Origin of the sequence: Enterobacter sp. 22499 (assembly GCF_052044815.1) — a bacterium.
Classification (GTDB): domain Bacteria; phylum Pseudomonadota; class Gammaproteobacteria; order Enterobacterales; family Enterobacteriaceae; genus Enterobacter; species Enterobacter bugandensis.
The window spans coordinates 1256339-1277448 of record NZ_JBQENR010000001.1; the positions used below are offsets into that span (position 1 = coordinate 1256339).

Below are 21110 nucleotides of genomic sequence, written 5' to 3' on the forward strand. Positions count from 1 at the left end.
TATAACACGATGTTAGTCTTTGGCAATCAAGACGCTTAGACGTCTAAACCATATCAATATTCCTGGCCGAGAGGGTAAAAGGAAATGACAGACAACCTGCTGCTCACACACCTGGTCGACGCCTGCCGCTGGATAGGCGCCAAAGGCTGGGCACCCGCCACCGGCGGTAATATGTCGGTGCGTCAGGACGAGCACCTCTGCTGGCTCAGCGAATCCGGCAAGGACAAAGGCAGCCTGACCACCGACGATTTTCTACAGGTTGAGATCGCCACCAACCGGGCGCCGTCCGGTCGAAAACCGTCGGCGGAGACCGGGCTACACACCCTTATCTATCGCCTGTTCCCGGAGGCTAACGCCGTCCTGCACGTTCATACCGTTAACGCCACGGTGCTGTCGCGTCTGGTCAAAGAAGCCGAACTGAATATCAGCGGTTTCGAGATGCAGAAATCGCTTACCGGGCAGACTACCCATCTGGATACCGTCGCCATCCCGGTGTTTGATAACGACCAGGACATCGACGCCCTCGCCTCGCGCATCGCCCATTACGCCCAGGAGCGTCCGCTTAATTATGGTTTTCTTCTGCGCGGCCATGGCTTAACCTGCTGGGGACGCGACGTGGCCGAAGCCCGCCGTCATCTGGAAGGTTTAGAATTCTTATTTGAATGCGAAATGCGTTTACGACAACTGGAGAGAGTATGATTCGCGCGATTGTGACGGATATTGAAGGAACCACCAGCGATATTCGTTTTGTCCATGATGTTTTGTTCCCCTACGCGCGTGAGCGGCTGGCGGCCTTCGTGACCGCCCAGCAGTACGCCGAGCCGGTCAAATCGATTCTGGACAACCTGCGCGATGAAATCAGCGATCCGCATGCCGGCGTCGGCGATCTCATCAACGTGCTGTTTAGCTTTATGGATGAAGACCGCAAATCGACGGCGCTCAAAGCCCTGCAAGGCATCATCTGGCAGGAGGGCTACATCAACGGTGACTTTACCGGCCACCTGTACCCTGACGTTCTGCCCGCGCTGGAAAAATGGAAGGCGCAAGGAATTGATCTCTATGTTTATTCCTCTGGCTCCGTTGCTGCGCAGAAACTGTTATTTGGCTACAGCGACGAAGGTGATATTACTCATCTGTTCAGCGGCTATTTTGATACCCACATCGGCGCCAAGCGCGAGGTGCAGTCTTACCAGAACATTGCGGCACACACGGGCATCGCCCCGTCGCAGATCCTGTTCCTTTCGGATATTCACCAGGAGCTGGACGCGGCTGAACAGGCGGGTTTTCGCACCCTGCAACTGATTCGCGGTGAAGATGACGGCGCGAGCCATCACCATCAAATCCACCAGTTTGACGAGATTAATCCGGAGCAGATCCCTTCATGAGCGCATTGACCATTTATTCCGATAAAGACGCCAGTAAGCTTCTGTGGCACAGCACCGACGCCGCCGAAATCGCTCAACAGCTGAACGCTAAAGGCGTGCGCTTTGAGCGCTGGGCGGCAGACCGTGATTTAGGACAGGATCCTGCCCCCGAAGCCGTGATCGAAGCGTATCAACATGCGATCGACAAGCTGGTGGCAGAGAAAGGCTATCAGAGCTGGGATGTCATCAGCCTGCGCGCCGACAATCCGCAGAAAGAGGCGCTGCGCGCGAAGTTCCTGAACGAGCACACCCACGGCGAAGACGAAGTGCGTTTTTTTGTGGAAGGTGCGGGGCTGTTCTGCCTGCACATTGGCGATGAGGTTTATCAGGTGCTGTGCGAGAAAAACGACCTGATCTCCGTGCCCGCAGGCACGCCGCACTGGTTTGATATGGGCTCAGAGCCGAACTTTACCGCCATTCGTATTTTCGACAATCCGGAAGGCTGGGTTGCCCAGTTTACGGGCGATGCGATCGCGGATGCGTATCCACGCCTGGCCTGATCTTTTCTCCCTCTCCCCGTGGGAGAGGGTCGGGGTGAGGGCACCAGCGCGCACTAAGCGTTAAGCCCTTTCACATACCCCACCAGCTGATCCAGCACAATCCCCCACCCTTCGTGGAAGCCCATCTGTTCATGCTGCTCGCGGATTTCCTTCGTCGGATGGCGCGCTATCGCCGTATAGCGGGTTTTCCCGTCCCCGACGTCTTCCAGCAACAAAATTGCCGTCATAAACGGCTTCTCGGCCGGTTTCCAGCCTTCGGTATAGCCGTCGGTAAACACCAGTTTTTTCCCCGGGTCGATTTCCAGGAAGACACCCCGGTTATCCATCCGCTGCCCGTCCACCTCAAACACGGTGTTGAACCGCCCGCCCACGCGCAGGTCGAGGTCGCATTCGGTCACCTTGTGCGGAGCAGGAATGAAGAAGTTTTTGATGTGCTCGGGCGTGGTCCAGCAGAGCCAGAGCAGGTCGCGCGGTGCGTCCACCACGCGCTCCAGTTTTAAGTCTGTTTCAGGATCGAGCGTCACAATGTTGTCCTCTCAGGGAACCCCCTTAAAGGATAGCCGGACTCAGGCAAATTTCCCTTCCGCCACCTCATCCGGCGTGACCACACCCGTATCCAGCACCCAGCCGCTAATCAGCGAGGCGGGCGTGACGTCAAACGCCGGGTTATAGACCTGCGCGTCTTCCGGCGCCCACTGCACCGCGCCAAAGCTTCCGGCAACGCCCGTCACTTCGCTGGCGGCGCGCTGCTCGATGGGGATCGCATCCCCGTTCGGGCAGGCCGGGTCGAGGGTCGTTTGTGGGGCGGCGACGTAGAACGGAATGCCGTGGAATTTCGCCAGCACCGCCAGCGAATAAGTGCCGATCTTGTTCGCCACATCACCGTTGGCGGCGATGCGATCGGCCCCTACCCACACGGCGTCCACCTGCCCTTTCGCCATCAGGCTGGCGGCCATGGAGTCGGTAATCAACTGATACGGCACCCCCAGCTCGCCCAGCTCCCATGCGGTCAGCCTGCCGCCCTGCAACAGCGGACGGGTTTCATCCACCCAGACGCTGCTGACGTTGCCTTCCTGATGCGCGCGGGCAATCACGCCAAGCGCCGTACCGACGCCCGCGGTTGCCAGCCCGCCGGTGTTGCAGTGGGTCAGCAGACGGCTGCCGGGCTTCACCAGCGCGCTGCCCGCTTTTGCAATCGCGTCGCAAAGCCGTTTGTCTTCGTCAATCAGGCGCAGCGCCTCAGCCACCAGCGCCGGAACGAAATCCTCTTCCCACAGCGCAAGCTTCATGCGGTCGAGGTTGTTCATCAGGTTTACCGCCGTCGGGCGGGATGCGCGAAGCGTTTCCAGCGCCACCGCCAGCTCATCGCGGCTTTTGCCGTTTTCCGCCAGCAGCGCCAGCAGCAGGCTTGCAGAGAGACCAATCAACGGTGCGCCACGCACACGCAGAGCGTGGATATGCCCAACCAGCGCCTCCACCGTCGAGGCATCCAGCCAGCGTTTCTCCTGCGGAAGCGCCTGCTGGTCGAGAATAAAGAGCTGATTATCCGCCACCCGCAGGCTGGTCGTCTGTAATGTCTGCATGTCGTTAATTCCCTGTTGCGTTGTTGTAGCACATTGTGTCAGGATGAAATCCAGATGTATAGACGTCTACATGTCTTAATTAGTTAACTCGTGAGGAGCAGGCCATGTCGCAATACCGTACCTTTACCGCTCAGGACGCTGTGGAGTATGCCAGGCAGTTTGGTGGGCTTGACGATCCGTCATCGCTGGTAGAGGCGCAGGAAGTGGGCGACGGCAACCTCAATCTGGTTTTTAAAATTTACGACAGCGCGGGCGTCAGCCGCATCATCGTCAAACAGGCGCTGCCCTACGTGCGTTGCGTCGGCGAGTCCTGGCCGCTGACGCTGGATCGCGCCCGCCTCGAGGCGCAAACCCTGGTCGAGCATTACCAGCACAGCCCGCAGCACACCGTGAAAATCCACCACTTTGACCCGGAACTGGCGGTGATGGTGATGGAAGATCTCTCCAGCCATCGCATCTGGCGCGGCGAGCTGATCAACAACATTTACTACCCGCAGGCGGCGCGCCAGCTGGGCGAATACCTCGCGCACGCGCTGTTCCACACCAGCGATTTCTATCTGCACCCGCACGCGAAAAAAGCGCAGGTGGCGAAATTCATCAACCCGGAGATGTGTGAGATCACAGAAGATCTGTTCTTCAACGATCCGTACCAGGTTCATGAGCGCAATAACTACCCTGCCGAGCTGGAAAATGACGTCACCGCCCTGCGCGACGACGCCCCGCTAAAAATTGCCGTGGCCTCCCTGAAGCACCGCTTCTTCTCGCATGCCGAAGCGCTGCTGCACGGGGATATTCACAGCGGCTCGATTTTTGTGGCCGACGGTAGCCTGAAGGCCATCGACGCCGAGTTCGGCTATTTCGGGCCGATTGGCTTTGACGTCGGCACCGCCATCGGTAACCTGCTGCTCAACTTCTGCGGCCTGCCGGGCCATCTGGGCATTCGCGATGCCGCCGCCGCGCGCGAGCAGCGCCTGACCGATATTCAGGAGCTGTGGAACACCTTCGCGGAACGCTTCCATGCGCTGGCAAACGAGAAAGCCCGCGACGCCGCGCTCAGCGCGCCAGGCTATGCCTCCGCGTTCCTGAAAAAGGTCTGGCATGACGCCATCGGCTTCTGCGGCACCGAACTCATTCGCCGCAGCGTCGGGCTTTCCCACGTCGCGGATATCGACACCATTCAGGACGAGGCCATGCGCCACGAGTGCCTGCGCCACGCGATAACGCTCGGCAAGGCGCTCATTGTGATTGCCGACCGTATCGACAGCGCGGAAGATCTGGTGGCGCGGGTGCGGCAGTACAGTTGATTTTCTCCCTCTCCCTGTGGGTGAGGGCATCAAACCGCACTCACCCCAGATACTCAATCACCGACAGCCCGCCGTTATAGTCCGTGCTGTAAATAATTCCCTGCGCATCCACAAACACGTCACAGGACTGGATCACCTGCGGGCGATTCGGGCGCGTGTCCATCATCCTCTCCGGTGCCGCGGGCACCAGCGCACCGGTTTCTACCGGGCGATACGGATTGGAGATGTCATACGCGCGCACGCCAGCATTCTGATAGGTGGCAAAAATCAGCGTTGAGCTGACAAAGCTCCCCGGCCGGTTCTCGTGCAGGTTGTGCGGCCCAAAATGCGCCCCTTTCGCCACGTAGTCGATTTCATTCGGCTGCGGGAAGGTCGAGATGCTCACCGGGTTCGACGGCTCGCGGATATCAAACAGCCAGATCAGCTTCTCGCCGTCTTCCTGGTTATCGAGCACCGCTTCGTCCAGCACCACCAGCAGATCCCGGTCCGGCAGCGGTAGCGCGGTGTGCGTCCCACCGCCAAACGGCGGACTCCAGTTACGGTGGCTAATAAGCTTAGGCTGGGTACGATCCTTCACGTCAAGCAGCGTTAAGCCGCCGTCGCGCCAACTGCCGTACGCCGTATCGCCGGCAATAATCGCGTGGTGCAGCGCGTAGCGTTTCCCTTCCGGCCAGTTCGGCTGTTCGCCTTCGGCCTGGTTCATGCCCGGCAGCCACCAGCGCCCTGCCACCTCAGGCTTACGCGGGTCGGCCAGGTCGATCGTCAGAAAGATGTAGTCGGTAAAACCGTCGATCAGCGCCGACACGTACGCCCAGCGGCCACCGACGTACCAGATGCGGTGAATGCCGATGCCGCTCAGCGAGAGAAAGCCAATTTCGCGCGGCGCGTCCGGCGTGGAGATATCAAAAACGCGAAGCCCGGCGCTCCAGCCCCTGTCCTGCACGTCGCTGACGATCTCTCCTACCTGACGGGTATAGTAGACCTTCTCGTCGGCGAAGCGGGCATCGGCAAACAGATCCCGGGCGTTGATCACCAGCAGCAGGTCGTCATGCGCCTGGAGGTGCACGTTCCAGGTGCCCGGCGGCGCAGGCACATAGCCCGCGGGTTTCGGGTTTTTCGGGTCGCGCACGTCTACTATCGAAAAGCCCTGCGACACCATATGGCCGATATAGGCGAAACCGCGGTGCACCATCAGCTGCACGCCGTCCGGGCGACCGCCCTGATCGCTATGGCCGATCAGCCGCATATTGCGGCTGTATTCTGGCGTGGGGAGGATGCTCATTTATTTTTCGCTTCCAGCGTCGCAAACCACGGCGCGATAAAATCTTCCGTCTGGCCCCAGCCCGGAATGATTTTGCCCAGGGACGCTACGTTCACCGCCCCCGGCTGCGCGGTCAGCAGCGCCTGCGGGATCGCAGCGGCTTTGAAGTCGTAAGTGGCAGGCGTGGCTTCCCCGGCAATCTTGTTGGCGATCAGGCGCACGTTAGTCGCACCAATCAGCTTCGGATCCACCGCCACGCTCACTGCCCACGGGCTACCCGGCTCGCGCATCAGCTGTAAATCCTGGTTGGAGATGTCAATGCTGTAGAGCTTGATCTCGGTGCGTCCATTCTCCTTCAGCGCTTTATACGCCCCCTGGCTGAAGGCGTCCCAGGTCCCCCAGATGGCGTCGATTTTGCCTTTCGGGTATTTCGCCAGGATCGCACCCACCTTGTTGGCGGTGTCGCCCTGCACGTCAGAAGAGACCGCGCCGATGGACTCCAGCTCTTTAATCTCCGGGTACTGCTTTTGCAATTCTTTATAGGCTGCCTGACGGCGCTCCATCGGCGGGAAGCCCGCTACCCACAGCTTGACGATATTCGCCTTGCCGTTGAAATCTTTCGCCAGTTGGCCGAAGGAGAGATTCGTCAGGGAGGCGTCGTCCTGCTGGGTGACGGTCACGCCCGGGATCTCGCCGTTAACGGCGGTATCAAAAACGGCGACCTTGATCCCGGCATCCACCGCCTTCTTCACCAGCGCGGTGGAGTACGGATCGCGGCCCTGCGACAGGATGATCCCGTCATATTTCTGGCTGATGGCCTGGTTAACGAAGTCCTGGAATTTAGCGTCATCCCCGTGGCTCAAAAAGGTGCTGACCTTAAAGCCGAGCTTTTTCCCTTCCTGAATGGCCCCGGCAACAAACTGCGTGGTGTTGTCGTCCGAGCCGAGGTTACGGATCACCGCGATGCGGATCGGTCCTTCGTGGTTCGCAATGGCGGCCGGAACCGGCGCGGGCGTGGCCGCGAATCCCGGCAGAGAAGTGAGTAACCCCAGTGCCACCAAAGAGAGCGCAATCTTTTTCATTTTTTATCCCGTTGTGTTGTCAGCGTTTTTGTATGTAGGTAATCGCCAGTGCCACCGCGAGCACCAGCCCTTTTATTATGTCCATGGCGTAATACGGCACGGAGAGCATCACCAGCCCGTTCGACAGCACGCCGAGGATCACCGCCCCCACCAGCGTGCCAAGCGCGTTCGGCTTGCCGGACCCGGCCAGCGAGAAGCCAATCCACGCCGCGGCCACCGCATCCATCAGATAGCCGCCGCCCGCATTGACCTGCGACGACCCGATGCGGGAGGCCAGCAGAATGCCGCCCAGCCCCGCCAGCAGCGAGGCAATCACGTAGGCCGCCACCTTGTAGCGCGTGGTGCGAATGCCCGAGAGGCGCGCCGCTTCCGGGTTGCCGCCAATGGCGTACATCCGGCGTCCGTGAGTGGTCAGCGACAGCCCCAGCTGCGCCAGAAGGGTCACCGCCAGCATGATGATGACGATGGTCGGCACCTGCCCCAGCAGGCTGAACGCCGCCGGAATGGTCCCTTCCGCCATGTCGCCGCTCGGCAGCACCATGTTCTCGGTAATCGACCCGCCGTAGCTGTAGGTCATTGCCACGCCCTGGATGACAAACAGGCTGGCGAGCGTCGCGAGCATGTCCGGAATACGCAGGATGACGATCAGGAAAGCGTTAAACAGGCCGACCAGCGTGCAGAGCGCGAGAGTGATTACAATCGACTCGGTGGTGCCGAAGCCGTGCCAGACGAAAAGCGAAATGACCAGCGCGTTCGCCAGCGACGCCGTGGAGCCCACGGAGAGATCGAACCCGCCGACGGTCAGCGAAATCGACACGCCAACGGCAATCACCGTCACGATGGCAATCGAGCGCAGAATGTTGATGATGTTGTTCGGGTCGAGGAAGCTGTCCGACGCCAGGCCAAAGACGGCCACCAGCGCGACGACGGTGAGCAACATGCCCCATTTATAGAGAAAATCAAAAAGTTGCTGACGGCCAGACGCCGCCGCGGTCACTGAAAGGGCCTTGCTCACGACGCCGTTCCTCCGGTTGAATAATAAAGTAGTGTCTCTTCACGGGCCTCTTCCCCGGCGATTTCCGCCACGATGCGCCCGTCCCACAGGACGCAGATGCGGTCGCACAGTCCCACCAGCTCGGCGAACTCGCCGGAGGCGTAAATCACCCCTTTGCCCTCGCGCGCCAGGCCGTCAATCAGCTGGAACAGATCGGTTTTGGCCTTCACGTCCACGCCTTTGGTCGGCTCGTCGAAAATCAGCACGCTGGCGTCATTACGCAGCCACTTGCCGATGGCTACCTTCTGCTGGTTGCCGCCGGAGAGACGGCGCAGCACCTGCCCAGGTCCGCGAGCGCGCACGCCGACGCGGGCAATGACTTCTTCCGCCCAGCGCCACGCCTGACGATGACCAAACAGGCTCCAGCGCGAGAAGCTGTTATCGGCGCACACGGCAAGGTTCATGCTCACCGGCTCGTCGATAAAAATGCCCTCCTTGCGCCGCTCCTCCGGCACCAGCGCCAGGCCGCGCAGCACCGAGTCTGCCGGATCGCGCGGCTGCCAGGATTGATGATTCAGCTCACCGCGCGCCACGCGGCTTTTGCTGGCGCCAAACAGCGCCTTGCAGAGTTCGGTTTTCCCCGCCCCCGCCAGCCCGGCAATGCCGAGGATTTCGCCTTTACGCAGGTGCAGGGAGATATCCTTCAGCAGCGCGTCGTCGTGCAGTCCTTCCACTCGCAACAGCGTTTCGTCGCCGTGCGGCGGTCGCGCGGGCGGGTAGATATCGCTCAGCACGTGGCCGAGCATCTTCTCAACAATTTCTTCACCGCTGAGATCGGCCATCGGGCCGGACTCAATCAGCTTGCCGTCGCGCAGCACCGTCAGGGTGTCGCAGATAGCTTTTAGCTCGTGAATGCGGTGGGAGATAAACACCACGCCGATGCCCTGCTGTTGCAGACGTCTTACCACCGCAAACAGACGCTCGCTCTCGTGCGCGTCCAGCGGCGCGGTGGGCTCGTCAAGAATCAAAAAGCGGCAGTGGTGGGACAAAGCGCGTGCCAGCAAAATCTGCTGCTTTTCGGCCAGCGAACAGCCGTCGATGGAGCGGCGAACGTCCAGCGTAACGTCGAGCTGCGCCAGCGCCTGCCGCGCCTGCTGACGAACGGTGCGCCAGCGGTAGCGGTGCCCCGGCTGCGCCAGCTGGTCGAGCATGATGTTCTCCGCAATGCTCAGCCCGGGGATCAGCGCCACGTCCACCTCCTGCTGCACGAGGTGGATGCCCAGCCGTTTGGCGTCCAGCGGCTCGCGAATGTTTACCGGCTGGTTGTTAATGGAGATTTCGCCTTCATAGTGGTCGTGCGTCCCGCACAGCACCGCCATCAGCGTTGATTTCCCCGCACCGTTGGCGCCCGTCAGCGCATGCACCGACCCACCGTTCAGCGTGAAGTCCACGCGCGTCAGTGCCTGAAAGCCGGAAAAGGCCAGGCTGATACCGCGCATTTCAAGACGACTGGAAACCATCCGCGTAAATCCTTCATAACTCTTCTGATTTATCGAATTTTTCACAGCTCCGGTTGACTGACAACGACGGAAAAGGCATAAGATAAAGCGAAATATTATTAGCCATCCGGATGTCCAGACATAACATCGGGTTAGCGCTTGCGAAAAAAGGACAACACCATGAGCAACACCGACATCCGCGTCGTGCCCGGCCCGGCGAACTACTTCTCCCATTCCGGAAGCCTTGCGCATCTGAATGACTTCTTTACCCCGGAACAGCTTTCCCATGCGGTATGGATTTACGGCGAGCGCGCAATAGAGGGCGCGCGCCCGTTCCTGCCGGAGAGCTTTAACGCGCCGGGGGCGAAGCACCTGCTGTTTAAAGGCCACTGCAGCGAGCGCGACGTCACCCGGCTGGTGAACGAAGCGGGAAGCGAAGCCAGCGTGGTGATTGGCGTGGGCGGCGGCGCGGTGATGGACACCGTCAAGGCCGTGGCGCGCCGCTTAGGCGTGCCGTTCGTGGGCATTCCCACCATCGCCGCCACCTGCGCAGCGTGGACGCCGCTCTCCGTCTGGTACAACGATGCCGGTCAGGCGCTGCAGTTTGAGATTTTTGACGACGCTAACTTTCTGGTGCTGGTGGAGCCGCGGATCGTTCTGAACGCCCCGGCGGAATATTTGCTGGCGGGCATCGGCGATACGCTGGCGAAGTGGTACGAAGCGGTGGTTCTCGCCCCACAGCCGGAAATCCTGCCGCTGACCGTGCGCCTTGGCCTTAACGGCGCGCTGGCGATCCGCGACGTGCTGCTGGAACACAGTGAGCAAGCGCTTGCCGACCAGCTGCGCGGCGAGCTGACGCAGGCGTTTCGGGACGTGGTGGACGCCATTATTGCCGGCGGCGGGATGGTGGGTGGCCTGGGCGAACGCTACACCCGCGTGGCGGCGGCGCACGCGGTGCACAACGGCTTGACCGTGCTGCCGCAGACAGAAAAATACCTGCACGGCACCAAGGTGGCCTACGGCATTCTGGTGCAGAGCGCCCTGCTCGGCCAGGACGACGTGCTGGCGCAGCTGGTGGCGGCATACCGGCGCTTTAACCTGCCGACCACGCTTCGCGAGCTGGACGTCGACATCAATAACCGCGACGAGCTGGATAAGGTCATCGCCCACACTCTGCGCCCGGTGGAGTCGATTCACTATCTGCCGGTGACGTTAACGCCTGAGGCTCTGCGCGCCGCGTTTGAGAAAGTAGAATCCTTCCGCCGTTAATTGCGCCGACGGGCTATACCTAATGATGGTTCTCACCACTCTCGTAACGAGGTCATCATGCAGATCGATTTAACAGGTAAAAAGGCGCTGGTTACCGGCGCCAGCCGCGGGCTGGGTCGTGCGATTGCCCTGTCGCTGGCGCGCGCCGGTGCCGATGTGGTTATCACCTATGAAAAATCCGCCGATAAAGCCCAGGCGGTCGCCGAGGAAATTAAGGCGCTGGGGCGGCACGGCGAGGCCATTCAGGCCGACAGCGCTAGCGCGCAGGCGATTCAGGATGCCGTCACCCATGCGGCACGCTCTCTCGGCGGGCTGGACATCCTGGTCAATAACGCCGGTATCGCGCGCGGCGGCCCGCTGGAGTCCATGACGCTGGCGGACATCGACGCCCTCATCAACGTCAACATCCGCGGCGTGGTGATCGCCATTCAGGAAGCGCTGGTGCACATGTCCGACGGCGGGCGCATCATCAACATCGGCAGCTGTCTGGCGAACCGCGTGGCACAGCCGGGGATTGCCGTCTACTCAATGACCAAATCTGCACTGAACTCCCTCACCCGCGGTCTGGCCCGCGATCTTGGCCCGCGCGGTATTACCGTTAATCTGGTGCACCCCGGCCCGACCAACAGCGATATGAACCCGGAGGACGGTGAACAGGCTGACTCACAGCGTCAGCTTATTGCCCTGGGCCATTACGGCCAGCCGGAAGACGTCGCGGCGGCGGTCACCTTCCTCGCCAGCCCGGCAGCCGGGCAGATCTCAGGCACCGGTCTGGACGTGGACGGCGGTTTGAACGCCTGATCGCAATATTCCTGCAAGCCTCTGTCGCCCGGCAGAGGCCTTTTCGAGCCGCCTCGACGGTTTGCGTTTTGCCTCTTACCTGCGCTTTTTTTCCGCTCTACAGTACCCCATAAGAAATTCGGAATTTATCTAATAGTCTTATTATTTCCTTATAATTTGTGTGGGCGTACAGTGGAGGTACGGATGAAGATCGTGTGGTCAAAAACAGCAGAGAAGCAATTTTCTAAAATCGATACGCGATATCAGAACCGCATTAAATTCAGGCTGGAGAAGATGGATGATAAAACATCACCTGTCGCGGATATCAAGAAATTATCTTCTCCCTAAAACCACTACAGGTTGCGATTAGGTGATTACAGGGTCATTTACACCTTCGGAGACCCGCCGGGTGATACCTGTTACGTAGTGGCGGTAAAACGCCGGACAACCACCACCTACCTTCATGAGGAGCATACGGAATATGACTATTCAGTTCATCAAGGATGAAGAAGGAAAAAAACAGTATGTTGTCATTCCCTACGATGAATATTTCCGCATGCGTTTAGCCATGCTTGAGTATGATGACGATGATGAAAACGACTGGGAAGACATCCCTTACGAATCAGATATCTACGATAACGTAGGTTTACCGGGTGAAGTGTGCGACGTCATGCATAGCGAGAACGTCAGCCTGCAGGCCGCATGGCGCATTCTGCGCGGCATGTCGCAGCAGGAAGTGGCGGAAAAACTCGGCATCAGCCAGTCCGCCGTATCACAGCTGGAAGCGCTGGACTCCCGTCCGCAAAAGCGCACACGCGAAAAGCTGGCGGCAATTTATGGCTGCAAGCAGGAGCAAATCAGCCTCTATTTACCGAAAGAGGGTTAGCAGCACTTCGCCCCGCCCTTGCCGCCGTAACGGGCGTCCTGGCGGTCGCGGAAAAACTCTTCGTAGGTCATTGGCGTCTGGTCCGGGTGGTTGACGCGCATATGCTCGACGTAGTTATCGTAATCCGGCACGCCAATCATCATTTTGGCGGCCTGGCCCAGGTACTTACCTGCTTTAGAGAGGGTATCGAACATCATTCTGGTCTCACTGGAAATGTAGGCCGGGTAAGCGCTAGCGCCACCCGGCACACAGGTTAATGCGCCCCTTTCGCCTGGGTCACAATCTCGTCCAGGTTTTCAGGCATCGGCTCGTACGGCGTCTCTTTCGCCGTCGGCGTGTCGACCTTCAGCGCCGCCAGCGCGGTTTTCAGAGAATACAACGCCAGCACCACAACCACCACCATAAAGAAGATGGTCAGCCCGGCATCCAGACGGTTGTTGAACACCAGCTGCGACAGCTGTGACTCGGTGTACTGCGCCGGGATCTTACCGCTGTCGATCATCGCCTGAAACTTGTTGGCGATCGCCAGGAAGCCCACCTTATTGTCCGGGCTGAAGGCTTTTTGCCAGCCCGCCGTCAGGGTACAGATTAGCAGCCAGGCGGTTGGCACCAGCGCCACCCACGCGTAACGCTGGCGCTTCATCTTGAACAGCACCACCGCGCAGAGCATCAGCGCCATGCCCGCCAGCATCTGGTTGGCGATACCAAACAGCGGCCACAAGGTGTTGATCCCGCCCAGCGGATCGACCACGCCCTGATGCAGGAAGTAGCCCCACGCCAGCACGCACAGCGCCGTCGCCAGCAGGTTAGCCGGGAGCGAATCGGTCCGCTTCAGGTTCGGGGAGATCACCCCCAGCAGATCCTGGAGCATAAAGCGCGCCGCACGCGTACCCGCATCCACCGCCGTCAAAATAAACAGCGCCTCGAACAGAATGGCGAAGTGATACCAGAACGACACGTCCATCAGCCCGCCCAGCGCGCCGTGGAGAATGTAGGCCATGCCCACCGCCAGCGTCGGCGCCCCGCCCGCGCGGGAGATAATTGACTGCTCGCCCACCTCATTAGCGATATGCGTCAGCGTTTCCGGGGTAATGGCAAAACCCCAGCCGCTCACCACCTGCGCGGCGGACGCTACCACGTCAACGGCGCCAGCCGGGGCCAGTACCGCCATCGGGCTGTTCATCGCGAAGTAAACGCCCGGATCAATAATGCAGGCGGAGACCAGCGCCATAATCGCCACGAAGGACTCCATCAGCATGCCGCCGTAGCCAATCAGGCAGGCCTGATTCTCGTTGGCCAGCATCTTCGGCGTGGTCCCGGAGGCAATCAGCGCGTGGAAGCCCGACACCGCACCGCAGGCGATGGTAATAAACAGGAACGGGAACAGGTTACCAGTCCAGACCGGGCCGGTACCGTCGATGAATTTGGTCAACGCCGGCATGGTCAGGGTCGGGCGCATAATCAGAATGCCGATGGCCAGCCCGACGATGGTGCCGATTTTCAGGAAGGTTGAGAGATAATCGCGCGGGGCCAGCAGCAGCCACACCGGCAGCACTGCCGCCACAAAGCCGTAGCCCACCAGCATCCAGGTCAGCTGCACGCCGGTAAAGTCGAAGAATGGTGCCCAGGTCGGGCTTTCCGCCACCCAGCCGCCGGAGATAATCGCAAATACCAGGAACACCAGGCCAATGACAGAGACTTCACCGATGCGCCCCGGGCGCAGGTAGCGAATGTAAATCCCCATAAACAACGCCAGCGGAATGGTAAAGGCGACCGTGTAGGTTCCCCACGGGCTGTGGGTCAGCGCTTTCACCACGATCATCGCCAGCACCGCGAGGATGATCACCATGATCATAAAGGTCGCCACCAGCGCAATCACCCCGGCGGTTGCCCCCATCTCCTCTTTCACCAGCTCACCCAGAGAACGGCCGTCGCGACGGGTGGAGACGAACAGCACCATAAAGTCCTGCACCGCGCCCGCCAGCACCACCCCCGCGAGGATCCAGATCATCCCCGGCAGGTAGCCCATCTGCGCCGCCAGCACCGGCCCCACCAGCGGGCCTGCACCGGCAATCGCCGCGAAATGGTGACCGAACAGCACTTTTTTATCAGTCGGCACGTAGTCCAGCCCGTCGTTGTGGCGCACGGCAGGCGTCATGCGTGTGCCGTCTACGCCCAGTACCGTCTTTGCGATATAGCGGCCATAAAAACGGTACGCAATGAGATAAATGCAGACGGAGGCGACGACGATCCAGAGCGCATTGATCTGCTCCCCCCGGTTGAGGGCGATATAGCCCAGGGCAAAGGCTCCCACAACGGAGAGCACCGCCCACGTAAGGTATTTCCCTGAGTTGTTCATAGTTGTTGTCCGTTGTTGTGAAACAGTGAGATGTTACATTTTGTTTCTAGAACAACGGATAAAATTTAACAACTTTGAAACGCAATAATGCGTGGTCAAACCAGAGATTTACACCACAGTGTTAAGCCGATCACTTTCAGCTGAATGGCCTACCCCAGCACCATCGTGCTCAACCGACAGGTGCAGCACCGCCGCCCCTGCTCGTCGAATACCACGATCTCCCAGCTCTGGCTCGAACGCCCCAGATGTAGCGGCTGACACACGCCGCGCACCTTACCGTGAGAGACCGCGCGGTGGTGCGTGGCGTTCAGCTCAGTGCCGACCACGCTCTGCCCGTCGCGGGTCATCAGAAAACCGGCCATTGAGCCCAGCGTTTCCGCCAGCGCCGCCGACGCCCCGCCGTGCAGCAGGCCAAACGGCTGATGGGTACGGGCATCCACCGGCATCTCCGCTTCCAGCGTGTCGTCCCCGAGGCGGGTATAGACGATGCCCAGGTGCGCCACCAGGGTGTTCACGCTGGTGGCGTTCAGGTCTTCAAGCGATAAATGACGTTTCCAGATCATTACACCCCCAGTGTGGAGCCGCCGTCCACCACGATATCCTGCAGGGTAATATGGCTGGCGGCATCGGACGCAAGGAACAGCACGGTGGCGGCAATTTCCCGCGGACGGGCGATTTTGCCGAGCGGAATGCCGAGCTTGAACTGCTCGCCAAAGCCGCGAATGCGCTGCTGCTCCGCATCGTCGCTTTTCCACAGGGTGCGCTGCATGTCGGTATCCGTTGAGCCGGGCGACACCAGGTTACAGCGCACGCCGCTGCCCGCCAGCTCCAGCCCGACGGTCAGCGCCAGGCTTTTCAGCGCCGCCTTCGACGCGCCGTAGGCGCTCATCCCGATGCGCGGGGTGTGCGCCGCGTCGGAGGCCACGGTCACTATCGCTCCGCCCTGCTGACGGCGGAACTGGCCCATCGTCTGCTGAAACAGGTTAAACGCGCCGCCGACGTTAACCGCAAAGGTCTGCTGCCAGTCTTCCTGCGAAAGCTCGTCCGTCGCGCCCATGCGCAGAATGCCCGCCGCGTTAACCAGCACGTCGAGGCGCGCAAGGGTGCCGAGTAAACGCCCGCAGACGTCGCCCACCTGCGCCGCGTCCGCCACGTCCAGCGTTTCGGTGGCAAACGGATAATCGTCCTGCAGGAAGGCCAGATCGAACCCGGTCACCCGCGCGCCCGCCTCCACAAAGGCCAGCGCGGTCGCATAGCCAATACCTTTACCCGCGCCCGTTACCCAAACCGTTTTACCGGTAAAATCAAACCCCGCCATCACTTCACCTCACGGGAGAGCAGCGCCCACCAGGCGTCAAGGGTCGGATTTTTCGCCAGCATCACGAAGTCGATGTCGCCGTGCACCTTCCGCCAGCGGGCGGCCAGCGCCATCATGCGCACCGAGTCCAGACCGTAGTCGATCAGGTTTTCGTCATCCATCGGCTCGTCGGACTCGTCCAGCAGCGGCAGGATCAGCTCGCGCAGCGCGGCTTTCGTTGCCGGAACGGACGGCAGCAGCTCGTCGGTCATCACCACGCGGCCCGAACGTCCTGCCACGTATTTCAGCGACATCAGGTGCTCGTCGCGGGTGAAGTCCGCCAGCGCGTCGGCGATAAAGAACGGCTTGATGTCGCGCATAAAGGCATCTGTGGCGGTAGTCATGCAGCCGATGTGGGCATACACGCCGGTAATCAGCAGCTGGTTGCGGCCGGTCTCTTTCAGCATCTGCTCCAGCGGTGAGCGGTGAAACGCGCTGTAGCGCCACTTCACCAGCACGGTGTCCGCTTCGTCCGGCGTCAGTTCAGCCACGATACGCTGCTGCTCCGGCGAGCGGGTCAGGCCCGGCCCCCACATGTCGTTCAGCAGGGCGCGGTCTTCATCGCTCTGCTCTTTCGGCTGCGCGGTGTAGTACACCGGGATATTGTGTTCTTTGCAGTACGCGCGCAGTTTAGCGATGTTCGCCACCACCTGCTGCATCATGTCGCTATTTTCGCCCCAGAAGTTCAGGAAATACTCCTGCATATCGTGGATCAGCAGCGCGGCGCGCTCCGGCTCAAACGCCCAGTTCACCTTGTTGGTCGGCAGCTCTGCAGCGGTTGGCAGCGCGTAAGCGGTTAATTTTGGAATGGCCATTCTATGTTCCTCAGCCCCGGGCGCGTTCAGCAAGCCACAGGCGCAACTGTTTCTTATCAACTTTGCCGACCGGCGTGAGCGGAAGCGCATCCACGCTCTCCACGCGGTCCGGCAGCTTAAATTCGGCAACGCCCTGCTCGCGCAGGAAGCGACGCACCTCAACCGCACGCAGGGGCTGTTTCACCACCAGATACGCACAGCTTTTTTCGCCTAGCAGGCTGTCCTCCATGCTCACCAGCGCGGCGTGGATCACCGCTTCGTGGCGCAGCAGCAGGTTTTCGATCTCTTCGGCGGCAATCTTTTCGCCACCGCGGTTGATCTGATCTTTCTCGCGCCCCTGCACGGTGATGTAGCCCTGCTCATCGATGGCGATCAGATCGCCGGAGCAGTAGAAACCGTTGGCATCAAAGGCGCTGGCGTTGTGCTCCGGGCTGTTGAAATAGCCGCGGAAGGTGTACGGGCCGCGCGTCATCAAACGTCCGACTTCCCCGCGCGGGAGCGGGTTGCCGTCCTCGTCCGCCACCCACACCTCGTCGTCCGGACACATTGGGCGGCCCTGGGTGTTGATGATGCGTTCCGGTGCGTCGTCGAGGGCGGTGTAGTTCACCAGCCCTTCCGCCATGCCGAATACCTGTTGCAGCTGGCAGCCGATTTCCGCCGGAATACGCGCCGCGAGCGTGGCGGAGAGGCGTGCGCCGCCCACCTGGAGCAGCTTGAGGGATTTCAGCTGCGCGTTCCCCGCGCCGTCGGCAATCGCCTGCAGCCAGAGGCTCACCGCCGGAGGGACCAGCGACGTCACGTTGATCTGATGCTGCTCAATCAGCGGAAAGCAGAGCGTGGCGCTCGGATCGTTCGCCAGCACCACGCAGCCGCCCGCCGTGAATACGCCTAACGATCCCGGCGAGCTCATGGCGTAGTTATGCGCCGCGGGAAGCGCGTTCAGATAGCGGGTGTGCGCAGTGATGCCGCAGATTTCATTGCTGCGGCGGATGCTGTAGTCGTAGTCGTTGTGCGTACGCGGGATCAGCTTCGGCGTGCCGGTGCTGCCGCCGGAGAGCTGGAAGAACGCCACCTCGTCTGCGGGCGTCGGGTTCGGGATGAAGTTGTCCGCCGGGCGCGCAATCGCCGCTTCCAGCGCTTGTTCACCCTTATCGCCGCGCAGCAGCACGGCGCGAACCGAGCGGTGTTCATTCACAAAGGTATTGAGAAAATCATCCCCCGCGAACAGGGCATGTTCGCGATCGGCGATCAGCACGGCGGGTTTGATCTGGGCGGCGTAGGCGTTCAGCTCGCTGCGCTGATGGCTAAAGAGCGCGTTAACCGGCGCGACGCCGATCTGCAGCAGCGCGAAAAAGGTGATGTAAAACTCGGCCACGTTGCCGAGCTGCACCAGCGCGGTCTCGCCGCGGTGCAGCCCCTGCGCCTGGAGGGCGGACGCCAGATTCGTCACCGCCTCATTAAACGCGCGGTAGGTGATGCGCCGTTCGCCATCGATAATCGCCACCGCATCGCTTTGCGCATGGTCCGTCAGGATGTGGGTCAGCGGCAGATCCTGCCAGTAGCCTTTTTCACGGTAGCGGCGGGCAAAATCCTCAGGCCAGCGGGTAAAAGGGATGGTCATGGGTAATCCTTAGTGCAAACCAAACACGTTAAGCATGGTGGAGAGCTTCACGCCCGTCTCACGCCACTCGCCCACCGGGGAGGAAGCAGGCACAATGCCCGCGCCGGCAAACAGGCGAACGGTATTTTCGCGAAGACGCGCGCAGCGGATGGTCACCACCCACTCGCCGTTGCCTTCGCTGTCGCACCAGCCAACGATGCCGCCGAACAGCTCGCGGTCAAACGGCTCCAGCTCGGCAATCAGTTCTTTAGCCGCCTGATGCGGGAAGCCGCTCAGGGCCGGGGTCGGGTGCAGCAGGCAGGCCAGCGTCAGGGCGTTTTCGTTCTCGCGCGCGTCACCTTCAACCGGCGTCGCCAGATGCCACAGCGTCGGCGTGGTGATGAGCTGCGGGGAAGACGGCATGCTCAGGTGATGGCTGCGCGGCGCCAGAATGGCCTTCATCGCCTGGGTCACCAGGTCGTGTTCGTGGCGGTCCTTTTCGGAGGCCAGCAGCTTATTGCCCGCCTCGCGATCCAGCACGTCGTCCGGCTGGCGGCGCGCGGAGCCTGCCAGCGGCAGCGAGCTAAAGTGCCTGCCCTCTTTGCGCAGCAGCAGTTCCGGGCTGGCGCCGAGCAGCACGCCGCCGTCTTCCAGCGGCACGTGGAAGTTGAAGCTCGCCGGGTTCTGAGCGATCAGACGCTCCATCAGCGCGCCGCTGTCCATTTTTTTGTCGGTGGCGATATCAATCAGGCGCGACAGCACTACCTTATTCACCTGCGGCGTGGCGGTGAGCGACGCGGCGCGCGCGACCATCTCTTCAAAAACGGGCTGAGCGGGGATCTCGGTGCGCTGTTCCACCTTCAGCGCCTGCGCGCCGGAGAAATAGCGTGCGGACTGCTGACGCACGGGGCGGGAAAACGTCTCCCAGCGTTGCGGAATAAACAGCGAAGACGGCTTGCGGGTATCGAACGGGATGGCCCCTACCATAACGGGATGGGCGATGCCGCTGGCTTTCGCATCCCGGAAAGCCTGGGCTAATTTCTGCTGGAACTGCCCCGCCGGATCGTCGCCGCCGACGGCAGGTTCAGAGAATCGGGCAAAACAGCCTGAGGTGGTAAAACTGCGGTAAGGCGACATAAAGAAAAAGCTGTCTGATTGCAGCGTGGTCGTGGTGTGCTGAACTTCCTCAGCCAGGGACGTGTCCATATCATCCTCCTCAAAATGATAAAAGAAGCAATAATGATTATCATTTATATTTTCGTCGGCTAACCTAATCCCACAGCGCCCCGCTGTCAACCGTCGGGCCATTAACTTCTGCGACAAACGCTTGCATCCCTTCCCGGCAACCATGAAAATGAGAAGCATTATCTTCAATAAAAACAGGATGCCGCTCTGTGAAAATCGCTGCCGTTTGCCGCAATGCCCTTCTTCTGACAGGACTTTTTGTTTTAGGACTAACCTCAGCCGCCGCCGCCGACTGGCCGCGCCAGGTCAACGACAGCCGCGGCGTGCATACGCTTGAGAGCAAACCGACGCGCATTGTTTCTACCAGCGTGACCTTAACCGGCTCCCTGCTGGCGATTGACGCGCCGGTCATTGCCAGCGGCGCAACCACGCCGAACAACCGCGTGGCGGACGCGCAGGGTTTCCTGCGCCAGTGGGGGGATATTGCAAAACAGCGTAAGGTTGCACGGCTGTACATCGGCGAGCCGAGCGCCGAAGCAGTGGCCGCCCAGATGCCGGACCTGATTCTAATCAGCGCCACCGGCGGGGATTCCGCGCTGGCGCTGTACGATCAGCTCTCCGCCATCGCCCCGACGCTTATCATCAATTACGACGACAAAAGCTGGCAGGAACTGCTGACCCAGCTGGGCACGATGACCGGGCACGAGAAACAGGCCGCTGAACGCATCGCCGCGTTCGATAAACAGCTCGCGCAGGTGAAACAGCAGATGAAACTGCCGCCGCAGCCGGTGAATGCCATCGTCTACACCGCCGCTGCGCACACGGCGAACCTGTGGACGACAGAATCGGCGCAGGGCAAGCTGTTACACCAGTTGGGCTTTACGCTGGCGGCGTTACCCGATGGGCTGCACACCTCAAAAAGCCAGGGCAAGCGTCACGACATTATTCAGCTGGGTGGAGAAAATCTGGCGACAGGGCTGAACGGCGAAGGGCTGTTCGTGTTTGCCGGCGACGAGAAAGACGTGAATGCGATTTACGCCAACCCGCTGCTGGCGCATTTACCGTCGGTGAAAAACAAGCGCGTCTGGGCGCTGGGAACGGAGACGTTCCGCCTGGATTATTACAGCGCGATGCTGGTGTTAGACAGATTGAGTGAGTTGTTTAAGTAGGCATTTTCCCTCCCTCTCCCCGCGGGAGAGGGCCGGGGTGAGG

At 60.6% G+C, this 21110-nt stretch carries 21 protein-coding genes and 1 pseudogene; 9 read left to right on the plus strand and 13 right to left on the minus strand.

Annotated features, from left to right (window positions below; translation table 11 throughout):
• Nucleotides 1–84 precede the first annotated feature (84 nt).
• The 3 genes from ACTJI7_RS06180 to ACTJI7_RS06190 are packed head-to-tail and all read left to right on the plus strand — an operon-like array spanning nt 85 to nt 1924.
• A complete protein-coding gene (locus ACTJI7_RS06180; RefSeq protein WP_048961266.1) occupies nt 85–699 on the plus strand; it encodes a methylthioribulose 1-phosphate dehydratase in 615 nt (204 codons plus the stop codon).
• Nucleotides 696–1385 (plus strand): acireductone synthase, encoded by a 690-nt coding sequence (gene mtnC, locus ACTJI7_RS06185; protein ID WP_126345046.1) that lies wholly within the window; start codon nt 696–698, stop codon nt 1383–1385. Before ACTJI7_RS06180 ends, mtnC begins: the two co-directional genes overlap by 4 nt.
• The gene (locus tag ACTJI7_RS06190) at nt 1382–1924 is read left to right on the plus strand and encodes a 1,2-dihydroxy-3-keto-5-methylthiopentene dioxygenase (RefSeq protein ID WP_126327305.1); all 543 of its coding nucleotides are present in this window, start codon (nt 1382–1384) and stop codon (nt 1922–1924) included. The genes mtnC and ACTJI7_RS06190 overlap by 4 nt, the downstream gene beginning before the upstream one ends.
• Nucleotides 1925–1977: 53 nt before the next feature.
• On the opposite strand, the gene ACTJI7_RS06195 is transcribed toward ACTJI7_RS06190, so the two are convergent.
• Nucleotides 1978–2448, minus strand: coding sequence for an SRPBCC family protein (locus ACTJI7_RS06195; RefSeq protein ID WP_126327304.1), 471 nt, complete (start codon nt 2446–2448; stop codon nt 1978–1980).
• 42 nt (nt 2449–2490) lie between these two features.
• Complete coding sequence (mtnA, locus tag ACTJI7_RS06200; RefSeq protein ID WP_048961268.1) at nt 2491–3507, minus strand: S-methyl-5-thioribose-1-phosphate isomerase; 1017 nt, start codon at nt 3505–3507, stop codon at nt 2491–2493.
• A 104-nt stretch (nt 3508–3611) separates the two neighbouring features.
• On the opposite strand from mtnA, the gene mtnK reads away from it, so the two are divergent.
• Complete coding sequence (gene mtnK / locus ACTJI7_RS06205; protein ID WP_440669876.1) at nt 3612–4811, plus strand: S-methyl-5-thioribose kinase; 1200 nt, start codon at nt 3612–3614, stop codon at nt 4809–4811.
• A 40-nt stretch (nt 4812–4851) separates the two neighbouring features.
• Here mtnK and ACTJI7_RS06210 read toward each other — a convergent pair whose 3' ends face one another.
• Genes ACTJI7_RS06210 through ACTJI7_RS06225 form a run of 4 tightly spaced genes read right to left on the minus strand, consistent with a single transcriptional unit; the run spans nt 4852 to nt 9668 of the window.
• Nucleotides 4852–6093 (minus strand): LVIVD repeat-containing protein, encoded by a 1242-nt coding sequence (locus ACTJI7_RS06210; protein WP_422711794.1) that lies wholly within the window; start codon nt 6091–6093, stop codon nt 4852–4854.
• A complete protein-coding gene (locus ACTJI7_RS06215) occupies nt 6090–7154 on the minus strand; it encodes a sugar ABC transporter substrate-binding protein (protein ID WP_440669878.1) in 1065 nt (354 codons plus the stop codon). Before ACTJI7_RS06215 ends, ACTJI7_RS06210 begins: the two co-directional genes overlap by 4 nt.
• 19 nt (nt 7155–7173) lie before the next feature.
• On the minus strand, nt 7174–8169 hold the full coding sequence (locus ACTJI7_RS06220; RefSeq protein ID WP_045261034.1) for an ABC transporter permease: 996 nt from the start codon (nt 8167–8169) through the stop codon (nt 7174–7176).
• Nucleotides 8166–9668, minus strand: a complete 1503-nt coding sequence (locus tag ACTJI7_RS06225; RefSeq protein ID WP_224066380.1) for a sugar ABC transporter ATP-binding protein — start codon at nt 9666–9668, stop codon at nt 8166–8168. The genes ACTJI7_RS06220 and ACTJI7_RS06225 overlap by 4 nt, the downstream gene beginning before the upstream one ends.
• Before the next feature lie 159 nt (nt 9669–9827).
• On the opposite strand from ACTJI7_RS06225, the gene ACTJI7_RS06230 reads away from it, so the two are divergent.
• From ACTJI7_RS06230 to ACTJI7_RS06245, 4 genes and pseudogenes are all read left to right on the plus strand, one after another.
• Nucleotides 9828–10916 (plus strand): oxidoreductase, encoded by a 1089-nt coding sequence (locus tag ACTJI7_RS06230; RefSeq protein ID WP_440669881.1) that lies wholly within the window; start codon nt 9828–9830, stop codon nt 10914–10916.
• 57 nt (nt 10917–10973) lie between these two features.
• A complete protein-coding gene (locus tag ACTJI7_RS06235) occupies nt 10974–11717 on the plus strand; it encodes an SDR family NAD(P)-dependent oxidoreductase (protein ID WP_048961273.1) in 744 nt (247 codons plus the stop codon).
• Between the two features lie 183 nt (nt 11718–11900).
• Nucleotides 11901–12203 (plus strand): annotated as a pseudogene (locus tag ACTJI7_RS06240) (type II toxin-antitoxin system RelE family toxin).
• Complete coding sequence (locus ACTJI7_RS06245) at nt 12178–12582, plus strand: helix-turn-helix domain-containing protein (protein ID WP_028012302.1); 405 nt, start codon at nt 12178–12180, stop codon at nt 12580–12582. Before ACTJI7_RS06240 ends, ACTJI7_RS06245 begins: the two are co-directional and overlap by 26 nt.
• On the opposite strand, the gene ACTJI7_RS06250 is transcribed toward ACTJI7_RS06245, so the two are convergent.
• From ACTJI7_RS06250 to entC, 7 genes are all read right to left on the minus strand, one after another.
• Nucleotides 12579–12776 carry a YbdD/YjiX family protein gene (locus ACTJI7_RS06250; protein WP_006809671.1) on the minus strand — a complete coding sequence of 66 codons (198 nt, stop codon included), beginning with the start codon at nt 12774–12776 and terminating at the stop codon, nt 12579–12581. The genes ACTJI7_RS06245 and ACTJI7_RS06250 overlap by 4 nt on opposite strands.
• Nucleotides 12777–12835: 59 nt before the next feature.
• Nucleotides 12836–14941, minus strand: a complete 2106-nt coding sequence (cstA, locus tag ACTJI7_RS06255; protein WP_440669884.1) for a pyruvate/proton symporter CstA — start codon at nt 14939–14941, stop codon at nt 12836–12838.
• A 149-nt stretch (nt 14942–15090) separates the two neighbouring features.
• A complete protein-coding gene (gene entH, locus ACTJI7_RS06260) occupies nt 15091–15504 on the minus strand; it encodes a proofreading thioesterase EntH (protein WP_063154727.1) in 414 nt (137 codons plus the stop codon).
• On the minus strand, nt 15504–16259 hold the full coding sequence (gene entA / locus ACTJI7_RS06265) for a 2,3-dihydro-2,3-dihydroxybenzoate dehydrogenase EntA (protein ID WP_063154728.1): 756 nt from the start codon (nt 16257–16259) through the stop codon (nt 15504–15506). The genes entH and entA overlap by 1 nt, the downstream gene beginning before the upstream one ends.
• Entirely contained in the window at nt 16259–17113 is an 855-nt protein-coding gene (locus ACTJI7_RS06270; RefSeq protein WP_063154729.1) for an isochorismatase, read from the minus strand. Before ACTJI7_RS06270 ends, entA begins: the two co-directional genes overlap by 1 nt.
• Before the next feature lie 10 nt (nt 17114–17123).
• Nucleotides 17124–18734 carry a (2,3-dihydroxybenzoyl)adenylate synthase EntE gene (gene entE / locus ACTJI7_RS06275; protein WP_440669887.1) on the minus strand — a complete coding sequence of 537 codons (1611 nt, stop codon included), beginning with the start codon at nt 18732–18734 and terminating at the stop codon, nt 17124–17126.
• Between the two features lie 9 nt (nt 18735–18743).
• Nucleotides 18744–19919, minus strand: coding sequence for an isochorismate synthase EntC (gene entC, locus ACTJI7_RS06280; RefSeq protein ID WP_440669889.1), 1176 nt, complete (start codon nt 19917–19919; stop codon nt 18744–18746).
• A 188-nt stretch (nt 19920–20107) separates the two neighbouring features.
• On the opposite strand from entC, the gene fepB reads away from it, so the two are divergent.
• Nucleotides 20108–21067, plus strand: coding sequence for a Fe2+-enterobactin ABC transporter substrate-binding protein (gene fepB, locus ACTJI7_RS06285; RefSeq protein ID WP_440669891.1), 960 nt, complete (start codon nt 20108–20110; stop codon nt 21065–21067).
• Nucleotides 21068–21110 lie beyond the last annotated feature (43 nt).

Coding starts and splice junctions, on each gene's coding strand:
- cstA (WP_440669884.1), bottom strand. CDS start 14,941: ATGAACAACTCAGGGAAATACCTTACGTGGGCGGTGCTCTCCGTTGTG.
- ACTJI7_RS06270 (WP_063154729.1), bottom strand. CDS start 17,113: ATGGCCATTCCAAAATTAACCGCTTACGCGCTGCCAACCGCTGCAGAG.
- entE (WP_440669887.1), bottom strand. CDS start 18,734: ATGACCATCCCTTTTACCCGCTGGCCTGAGGATTTTGCCCGCCGCTAC.
- ACTJI7_RS06210 (WP_422711794.1), bottom strand. CDS start 6,093: ATGAGCATCCTCCCCACGCCAGAATACAGCCGCAATATGCGGCTGATC.
- entA (WP_063154728.1), bottom strand. CDS start 16,259: ATGGCGGGGTTTGATTTTACCGGTAAAACGGTTTGGGTAACGGGCGCG.
- mtnK (WP_440669876.1), top strand. CDS start 3,612: ATGTCGCAATACCGTACCTTTACCGCTCAGGACGCTGTGGAGTATGCC.
- ACTJI7_RS06230 (WP_440669881.1), top strand. CDS start 9,828: ATGAGCAACACCGACATCCGCGTCGTGCCCGGCCCGGCGAACTACTTC.
- ACTJI7_RS06245 (WP_028012302.1), top strand. CDS start 12,178: ATGACTATTCAGTTCATCAAGGATGAAGAAGGAAAAAAACAGTATGTT.
- ACTJI7_RS06215 (WP_440669878.1), bottom strand. CDS start 7,154: ATGAAAAAGATTGCGCTCTCTTTGGTGGCACTGGGGTTACTCACTTCT.
- mtnC (WP_126345046.1), top strand. CDS start 696: ATGATTCGCGCGATTGTGACGGATATTGAAGGAACCACCAGCGATATT.
- entH (WP_063154727.1), bottom strand. CDS start 15,504: ATGATCTGGAAACGTCATTTATCGCTTGAAGACCTGAACGCCACCAGC.
- ACTJI7_RS06180 (WP_048961266.1), top strand. CDS start 85: ATGACAGACAACCTGCTGCTCACACACCTGGTCGACGCCTGCCGCTGG.
- ACTJI7_RS06225 (WP_224066380.1), bottom strand. CDS start 9,668: ATGGTTTCCAGTCGTCTTGAAATGCGCGGTATCAGCCTGGCCTTTTCC.
- ACTJI7_RS06250 (WP_006809671.1), bottom strand. CDS start 12,776: ATGTTCGATACCCTCTCTAAAGCAGGTAAGTACCTGGGCCAGGCCGCC.
- entC (WP_440669889.1), bottom strand. CDS start 19,919: ATGGACACGTCCCTGGCTGAGGAAGTTCAGCACACCACGACCACGCTG.
- ACTJI7_RS06190 (WP_126327305.1), top strand. CDS start 1,382: ATGAGCGCATTGACCATTTATTCCGATAAAGACGCCAGTAAGCTTCTG.
- mtnA (WP_048961268.1), bottom strand. CDS start 3,507: ATGCAGACATTACAGACGACCAGCCTGCGGGTGGCGGATAATCAGCTC.
- ACTJI7_RS06235 (WP_048961273.1), top strand. CDS start 10,974: ATGCAGATCGATTTAACAGGTAAAAAGGCGCTGGTTACCGGCGCCAGC.